General features: G+C 25.6%; 9 protein-coding genes and 1 riboswitch. Of the genes, 2 read left to right on the top strand and 7 right to left on the bottom strand.

Going from position 1 to position 6,784, the window contains the following annotated elements:
• The first annotated feature begins 231 nt into the window (after positions 1-231).
• Entirely contained in the window at positions 232-1,794 is a 1,563-nt protein-coding gene (locus QZZ11_RS03010; RefSeq protein WP_292473485.1) for a hypothetical protein, read from the top strand.
• A gap of 95 nt (positions 1,795-1,889) precedes the next feature.
• Here the strand turns inward: QZZ11_RS03010 and crcB are convergent, their stop codons facing one another.
• The 4 genes from crcB to QZZ11_RS03030 form a co-directional block, all read right to left on the bottom strand.
• The gene (gene crcB / locus QZZ11_RS03015) at positions 1,890-2,285 is read right to left on the bottom strand and encodes a fluoride efflux transporter CrcB (protein WP_292473487.1); all 396 of its coding nucleotides are present in this window, start codon (positions 2,283-2,285) and stop codon (positions 1,890-1,892) included.
• Between the two features lie 39 nt (positions 2,286-2,324).
• Positions 2,325-2,957 (bottom strand): 3,4-dihydroxy-2-butanone-4-phosphate synthase, encoded by a 633-nt coding sequence (ribB, locus tag QZZ11_RS03020; protein ID WP_292473489.1) that lies wholly within the window; start codon positions 2,955-2,957, stop codon positions 2,325-2,327.
• Positions 2,958-3,020: 63 nt separating this feature from the next.
• A riboswitch (FMN riboswitch) is annotated at positions 3,021-3,143 on the bottom strand.
• Positions 3,144-3,180: 37 nt separating this feature from the next.
• Positions 3,181-3,888, bottom strand: coding sequence for a 2-phosphosulfolactate phosphatase (gene comB, locus QZZ11_RS03025; RefSeq protein WP_292473491.1), 708 nt, complete (start codon positions 3,886-3,888; stop codon positions 3,181-3,183).
• A gap of 40 nt (positions 3,889-3,928) precedes the next feature.
• The gene (locus QZZ11_RS03030) at positions 3,929-4,141 is read right to left on the bottom strand and encodes a hypothetical protein (protein ID WP_292473494.1); all 213 of its coding nucleotides are present in this window, start codon (positions 4,139-4,141) and stop codon (positions 3,929-3,931) included.
• Positions 4,142-4,230: 89 nt separating this feature from the next.
• On the opposite strand from QZZ11_RS03030, the gene QZZ11_RS03035 reads away from it, so the two are divergent.
• Entirely contained in the window at positions 4,231-5,337 is a 1,107-nt protein-coding gene (locus tag QZZ11_RS03035) for an aldo/keto reductase (RefSeq protein WP_292473496.1), read from the top strand.
• Here the strand turns inward: QZZ11_RS03035 and QZZ11_RS03040 are convergent, their stop codons facing one another.
• From QZZ11_RS03040 to QZZ11_RS03050, 3 genes are all read right to left on the bottom strand, one after another.
• Positions 5,338-5,730 carry a TrmO family methyltransferase gene (locus tag QZZ11_RS03040; protein ID WP_292473498.1) on the bottom strand — a complete coding sequence of 131 codons (393 nt, stop codon included), beginning with the start codon at positions 5,728-5,730 and terminating at the stop codon, positions 5,338-5,340. It lies immediately after the preceding gene.
• Position 5,731: 1 nt separating this feature from the next.
• A complete protein-coding gene (locus tag QZZ11_RS03045; RefSeq protein WP_292473500.1) occupies positions 5,732-6,073 on the bottom strand; it encodes a hypothetical protein in 342 nt (113 codons plus the stop codon).
• Between the two features lie 404 nt (positions 6,074-6,477).
• Entirely contained in the window at positions 6,478-6,741 is a 264-nt protein-coding gene (locus tag QZZ11_RS03050; protein ID WP_292473502.1) for a hypothetical protein, read from the bottom strand.
• Between the last annotated feature and the right edge of the window lie 43 nt (positions 6,742-6,784).

The raw sequence follows: 6,784 nt of genomic DNA on the forward strand, positions 1-6,784 counted from the left end.
AAAATCAGAGTAGTAATAGAATACCAACTACATCATTTACATTAAACAAGAAATTATTTAATGATATAGAAGAGTATAATCAAATTAAGTTTATATTGCATCCTAGATTAAAAGACAAATATAGAAATAAATTAGGATTAATATCTATTAAATTAATTAAATAATATTTTTTGTACAAAACTATTTCAAAATAAACTTATAAATAGAATATTAAGAAATAGGGGCAATATAATGAATTGGAAATCATTGTTTGATGAAGATAGATTAGATAGAGGATTTAAATATTATCTTGAAAACAGAGTTTATGATGTAATTTTAACAGATAATTCCATAACCAGTAAAGTAGAAGGTTCAAGATCCAAGACGTATGATGTTAAAATTAATTTTCATGAAGATAATATAGATTCATTATATTGCACATGCCCATATTCATATGCTGATTTTAACTGTAAACATATGGTTGCAACCCTTTATAAAATGGAAGAAATCAATAATAACACGGTTTCTAACATCGTGGATAATGATGAAGATGCTCTTTTTACACAATTAATAGATAATGTTGATGAAACACAACTTCGTAGATTTATTTATGAGAAATTTAAGTATGATGCTGAGTTTAAAGAAGATTTTATAAATAAATTTCAAAATGAATTTACACCGGAAGATTTTGACAATTATGAAAACATGCTGGAAAATATTTTCAATATCGATGTAATTGAATTGTATAATGAAAACGGATTTCTCCAGGAAGCACCATTCCAGAAGTACCTGGAAAACTTTTTGAATGATAAAATAAGTTTATTATTTAAGAATCAGGAATATTCATATGTAGTTCAGTTATTGTATATTATCTATGAAAATATTTCTCAAAAAGATGATGTTACGCAGTATATAAATATTGAAGATATTTTAAAAGAATGTAATTATTACATGGAAAAAGTCATAGAAGTTCAAGATTCTAATGAAAATGAAGAAATATATAATTATTTAATAAATAAAATACGCTTTGATTACAATTCTAAAACTACCAAATACTTGATTGAAATATGTTTTGACAAATTCGATTCAAAACCTATGCTTAAACAATTGGATACTACAGTGGATGAAGTAATAAATGAACATAAACAGGTATCTGTGGATATTTTATTGGCAAAATATGATTTGATGAAAGTATTGGATTATTCTTTGATTGATCAAAAATCTTTCTTGGAAAACAATAAATCTCATGAAAAAATCATGAAAATATTAATTGAGTCTGAAATAAAAGATAAAAACTTTGATAAAGCAATTGATTACCTTAATCAAAATAAAATTATTCATGGAAATACTTATTCATTAGAAGACACAATTTTACTCTTTTCATTATATCAAACCATTAATGATAAAGAAAATGCTATAAATGAATTAAAAAACATTATTTGTGAATTCAACATTAAGGATATGTATTTCATTAAGCAATTTAAAGAATTAACGAGCACTGAACAATGGATTCATGAAAAAGAGTTATTAATAAAGTTTTATAATGAAAATTATTCATTTGATTTTTTAAATGAAATTTATGTGGAAGAAGGAGATTATGATAATTTATATTATAATATAATTAATAACTGTAAAATAGATCTTTTAGAAGACTATAGGGAATATATTGGAGAAAAATATAATGATGATATTTTAGAGATATATAAAAATCTTGTTTTAAAAGAATCCAAAACGTCAAAAAATATTTCAGGTTATACATTAATTCTAAATTATTTGGATATTATGATATCCTATGAAACAGTTCTGAAATTGTAAAAAATCTTATTTCAGTATTAAGAAATAAATATAGTCAAAGAAAATTATTTATGGAAAAAATAGAAGAATTTGAAATATTAAATTCGTTAAATTAATTAAATGTGTTGGTTATTGTATAGTATTTCAGGTATAAAGATTACTGTTACACCAATAACAACACTTAATAATACATATAAAAATGCCATTTCTATATTTCCATTTTTAATTAAATCACCTGTTTCCAAAGCAAATGTTGAAAATGTAGTAAATCCCCCACAAACACCTACTTTTAAAAATAATATGATATTTTTTAGTGTTGATGCATTAACATCATGCATAGTATTATTTATGTAAAATGCTATAAGGGATATCAATATGGCACCTAATATGTTAATGATAAATGTATTTATTGGAAAGGTTGTTGATTCTTTAATAGGTATAAATCCTATCAGATATCTTAAAACACTACCTAAAAAACCACCTAATCCTACCATTAAACATTCATAGAACATATTATTCCTCTGTATCTGTATTAAAAGAAAAATAGTAAATTATTCAGATATGTACTGAATAATATCATTAATAGTTACGATAGGCATATCATGTTCTTTTGAAAATTTAATGATTTCAGGCATTCTGGCCATAGTACCATCAGGGTTAGTTATTTCACATAAAACTCCCATAGGTTTAAGTCCTGCTAATTTCATTAATTCAATATTTGCTTCTGTATGACCATCTCTTTCCAGAACTCCACCGTTTTTAGCTCGTAAAGGGAAAACGTGTCCTGGATGATGTAAATCTTCAGGTTTAGCACCATCTTTGGATGCTGCTCTAACAGTTGTAACTCTATCTGCTGCTGAAACTCCTGTAGTAACCCCTTCAGCTGCTTCAATAGTTATAGTAAAACCTGTACCATAAGTACTTGTATTGTTATCAACCATTAATGGTAATTCAAGTTCATCTGCTTTATCTTCTGTCATACATAAACAGACAATTCCACTACCTTCTCTTATTAATAATGCCATTTGTTCTTCTGTAACATGCTGAGCTGAGAAAAACATATCTCCTTCATTTTCACGAGATTCATCATCTGTGACTATTACACCTTTTTTATTTTTTATTGCTTCTACTGCAGTCTCTACACGTTCGATATAATTTCCTGTTAACATTTCTTCATGATTCATGTTATTACCTCTTGTATATTTTAATAAATGAAACAGGGCTATAAAAATAAGATGGATATAATTAAATATTCTCTCTCTTCCGGACTTTACCGTCGGTTTTGGATTTTCACCAAATCAACTTTTTCAAGCTCGTGGACTTATAATTTTACCACCGGTGAGGAATTTCGCCTCGCCCTGAGAATTAATTAAATGTTTGTAAATACTGGTATAAATAATGTTATAGTTATATTTTTATTATTTCGTTATTTTCATATAAACCAACAATATCCATAGAATTTAATTGTTGACATAGTTTAACATCGGATTCTAAACCTATTTTAGTTAATCTTTTGGAAGCTTGACTGTTTCCAATAAGTTCTTTAGCTCTATTTGTATCTTCAGCTATAATTTTTGCTGCCAAAGCAGATTCGTCCAGTTCAATTTCAATATTTCTTTCATGAGCAATTTTAATTATTTCATTAACAATCAATCCGGCACCAACACAATCTTCAATATTAAATTTTTCATGACGACCTGCCATAATTAATTCAATTTCATGGTCAGCCATTTCCAATGATTTCATAGCTAATTTCCTTGCATTTATACTAGCACCTATGAGTACTTTGATTTTTTCATTTCGGTTTTTAATTTTTTCAAGAACTTTAGTTCCATTAGTAGTATTTATTACAAAAATATTTCCAGAATAATTTTGGATCATCTTTGGTGAATTTGTTATATCGTATCCTTCAATGGTTTTCAAATCTCTTTCACCTGCAAGTATGGTATCAGGATGTTCCTCTTTTATTTTGAAAGCTTGTTCATCATTATTTACAGGTATTACTTTATTAAAATTATTTAATGCAACAATTATTGTAGTACTTGCTCTTAATAAATCAATTACTATTGTCAAATCATCAGTTGTTGAATCAAATAATGATACTTTAATTTTCATATAATCTCCTATTTTTTTTAGAATATAATGTAATAAAATATTACTTTTTACTAAATTCTCTTTCCAATTTAGCATATAATGAATTATCCTCGATTTCCTTTTGTCTTTCTGCTTCAAGTTCTGGTGGAAGGATTAAATCTATCATACAATTTGGACATTTCAAATTAGCTGATGCAGGATCGTATCCACAGTCACAGGTTTCAGCTTCTGTATGATCAAATTCATGTCCACATATATCACACTTAATTAACATTATAACACCTTTACTGTTCTTTATAATAATAATTTTTTATAATTTTTTATATTTAAAATTTTAAATTTATTATTAACTGGTGTAGAAAAATGAAAAAATTAGGTTTTGGATTAATGAGATTACCCTTAATTGATGAAAAGTCTAAAGAGGTAAATATTGAAAAATTTAAAGAATTGGTAGATTATTATATGTCGAAGGGATATAATTATTTTGATACTGCACATACGTATTTAAATGGAAATAGTGAAAAATCTATTAAAGAAGTATTAGTTTCCAGATATCCCAGAGATTCTTTTTACCTGGCTAGTAAATTACCAATTTTTAATCTTGAAAAAGAAGAGGATATGGAAAAGATATTTAATGAACAATTAGACAGATGTGGCGTAAAATACTTTGATTATTACATGCTTCATAATTTAAGTACTAAACATTATCAAAAATGTATAAATTTTAATGCTTTTAATTTTATTGAAAAAATGAAAAATGAAGGAAAAATCAAACATATAGGAATTTCTTGTCATGATTCTCCAGATTTCCTTGATGAAATATTAGAACAACATCCCGAAATTGAATTTGTACAATTACAAATCAATTATTTGGATTGGAATGATAAAATCATACAATCTAAAGGTATTTATGAAGTTTCATGTAAGTATAATAAACCCATAATAATTATGGAAGGATTAAAGGGTGGTGCTCTAGCAAATTTACCAGAAAAAGCTAAAAATATTATTCAAGAATACGACAGGGATAATTCCATAGTTTCATGGAGTTTTAGATATAATCTATCTTTAAATAACATTTTAGTAATATTAAGTGGAATGAATAAAATGGAAGATTTGATAGAGAATATTAATATATTTGAAAGTTTTTCCCCATTAAACAAAAATGATTATTCTATGTTGAATAAAGTATCTAAGAGCATAACTGATGATATAGAAATAAAATGTACAGGATGTGAATATTGTATTAATCACTGTTCTCAATTAATTGATATACCTAAATTCTTTAATTTGTATAATTCCCAAAAATTATTAGATCAGTCTCATTCCATAGGCATGTATTATAGAAATTATATAACGAAAAACAATAAAAAAGCATCAGATTGTATAAAATGTGGAAAGTGTATAGATTATTGTCCTCAAAAGATAAATATTCCAAAAGAATTAGAAAAAGTAGTTAAAGTTTTTGAATAATTATTTGAAAACTTTTTTAATATCTAATATTGGAGTATTATCCAACATATCCACACCTTTAAAAGTTATTATATTTTCTTTAATATCCGTTATCAGTATATTGGACACGCCGATGGGATTGGGTCTGCATGGAGCACGTGTAGAAAATAAGGCAGTTAAAGGTCCTATACCTTTTAAAGGTACTGTTTGTTTATATTCTTTACATTCATGAAAATAAAAAAGTAGCAGGTATTCTTCATTTACTTTCATATCTGCCATGCTTTCCAGGTATTTTTCATCGATAACTAATTGTCCTTCATATTTCTTTGCATCAATTTCTGCCTTTGGAACATCTTCAACATTCTTAAATGGACTTTTTATATATCCAATCGGATGAAAAATCACTTCATTCATTTCAATCACTATCAATTTTTTCTAATATTTCTTTTGTTTGTCTTAATAAAATGGAATAAACGATATGTATATTGTTAAATAATTTGATATCATTTAAATTAAGTAATCCATCATATATGTTACTTAGCTCATCATATATAGTTTTTAAGTCTTCTTGATTGAGAATTTCATCAGGATTTTCTAAGAAATCTTCAATTTCTGTTATGGAGTCTACGATTTCTCCAGCAATATTTCCGTCTATTGATAAATTTTCTTCATGGCAATAATCAAGAAATGTATCACAATATTTAATCATAAATTTTATATTTTCTGTAATTTCCAAGTGTTGTAAACTATCTTCCATTTAAATCACTAAATCCTGATATTATTATCTGATAAGTTAGAAATTTATTTCAACAGATACTGATTATTTGACAGTATTATATTATTCTATTATTAATATTTTCCTTTTTTAGATTAAAATTTATCGAAAAATATTTTCTCAGACAGTAATTATTATAAAACTTCAAATATAATGGTTTAATCTAAGGTTCATCCATATCTTTGAGTATAATAATGTACATGAGGACTATTTATGATAATAATATAGTAAAAATAATAATTAATTGGTTATTTAAATAATTTGATTATCGAAGGATAAACATATTATAATGAATATTGAAAATTAAAATTAAAAAAAAAGTTTTATAAAAATAGTAATTATCTAATTACAAAGAAGAAATAAGTGAATATATATTCGACTTAATACTAGAAAATATTTTTAATAGCATCAACTATTTTGCCAATAAATGAGTCACTAGAAGCTGATTTTGCTGTGTCATCTGCAAAACTTTTAGCTTGAGTTGTTTTAGTTTCTGTTTCTGTTTTTACAGTTTCTTCAACTTGTGTTACTTCTTCTTCAACATTAGTTACTACTTCATCTTTTGCATCGTTTGCTTTACTTACGACATCACTACCTTGAATGAAACCTTCTTCTCGTAATGATTGGGTAAATGATGGTTCTGGGCTCATATTCTACACCTCTATCTAATCAAAAAATATGTTTTTAATATAT

It is taken from the genome of Methanosphaera sp. (assembly GCF_016282985.1).
Classification (GTDB): domain Archaea; phylum Methanobacteriota; class Methanobacteria; order Methanobacteriales; family Methanobacteriaceae; genus Methanosphaera.